At 43.2% G+C, this 965-nt stretch carries 1 protein-coding gene; it reads right to left on the minus strand.

The features are described from left to right. Positions 1-807, minus strand: an 807-nt coding sequence (locus tag AB4589_RS22115; RefSeq protein WP_372101689.1) for a tyrosine-type recombinase/integrase, incomplete at its 3' end; no start/stop codon positions are given. Between the last annotated feature and the right edge of the window lie 158 nt (positions 808-965).

Genomic DNA, 965 nt, shown 5'->3' on the forward strand with positions numbered 1-965 from the left:
AGCTCTAACTTGTGAGCAAAGGTAAACCGTTTTCGCCCCCGTTTTACTGTCTAGTAAATGCCAGTGACCACCTCGGTACTCTTTCCATTGTAAGGTTCTCACTTCCGATGAGCGGCAACCTGTGTATATCAACAAACGTATTATCATGACCTTAGCCGGGGTATCGCCCTCTAACGTGTCTAACACTCGCCAGAGTTGTCGCAATTCGTCTTTACTAAGATAGCGCTCTCTCCCTCCTTCTTTATAACGCTTGAAACCACGGCAAGGATTGGTATTTTTAGGACGATATTCCCACGTTTCACATTGTTGCATCATAACCGACAGCAACACTAACGCTTGGTTGGCTGAGCCTTTCACATGGCTTAACTGGGCAAACCACTGCTCAACATCATTTCGAACAATAGATTGTACTTCCCTATCTCCAAGATAAGGGGCGATCTGAAGACGAAAGGCACTTTCGTTCTTTTTCAAAGTGCGAGGTTTCCAATGACGAGGATAACGCTCAAAAAACTCTTGGCCGAACGCCTGTAGCGTTATGGAGGGCAATGCTTCAATTTTCGGACTGCGTACTTGATGAACAAGCTGCAAGGCTTTTAGTCTTGCTTGACGTAATGAGCACTCTAATGTGCACCCTAGCTTATGATTTTTTCTCAATCCGTTACTCTGAAAGCGAACAAAGAACACTCGCCTCCCTGACGGGTAGACTCGTAAATACAGCGTCGACACCTTGGTATCATAGTATTCTTGTGTGGTCGAAGTCGGTTTTACATGCTCGACAAATCGCTGAGTAAGAGGCATTTTTTGCATTTTAAGCTCCTGTTTACAGGGGCATTTTTGAACAAAAAAACGTTATCAAAAATGCCATAACATCAAAAAACAAAAACTTAACATCAATAATTATCAATAACTTACAACAGACAACCATTCATAATCGCTAGATTATGGGGTGGTGTGTGGTCACCAAC

It is taken from the genome of Vibrio sp. 10N.222.49.A3, assembly GCF_041475145.1.
Classification (GTDB): domain Bacteria; phylum Pseudomonadota; class Gammaproteobacteria; order Enterobacterales; family Vibrionaceae; genus Vibrio; species Vibrio tasmaniensis_A.